At 65.5% G+C, this 426-nt stretch carries 1 protein-coding gene; it reads left to right on the top strand.

Annotation, left to right across the window (positions count from 1 at the left end):
* Window positions 1–23: 23 nt before the first annotated feature.
* Window positions 24–426: ClpB D2-like domain containing protein (locus D7Y13_RS43460; protein WP_244222494.1), on the top strand; the 403-nt coding region annotated here is incomplete at its 3' end.

The raw sequence follows: 426 nt of genomic DNA, 5'->3' as shown, positions 1-426 counted from the left end.
ACTTCAAGAACACCGTCATCATCATGACCACCAACCTCGGTGCGCGCGACATCGCGGGCGGCCCGGTCGGCTTCCAGATCGAGGGCGACAACGCCACCGGCTACGACCGCATGAAGGGCAAGGTCAACGAGGAGCTCAAGAAGCACTTCAAGCCCGAGTTCCTCAACCGCGTGGACGACGTCATCGTCTTCCCGCAGCTGTCCAAGCCCGAGCTGCTCCAGATCGTGGACCTGTTCATCAAGCGCCTGAGCGACCGCCTGCTCGACCGTGACATGACGGTCGAGCTGACGCAGCCGGCGAAGGAGCGCCTCATCGAGGTCGGGTTCGACCCGGCACTCGGTGCCCGACCCCTCCGCCGCGCGATCCAGCGCGAGATCGAGGACCAGCTGTCCGAGCAGATCCTGCACGGCCAGCTCGGCTCCGGAG

Source organism: Corallococcus praedator (genome assembly GCF_003612125.1).
Taxonomy (GTDB): Bacteria; Myxococcota; Myxococcia; order Myxococcales; family Myxococcaceae; genus Corallococcus; species Corallococcus praedator.
Note: the sequence above shows the minus strand (reverse complement) of the source record. Positions and strands in the feature narration are given on the sequence as shown.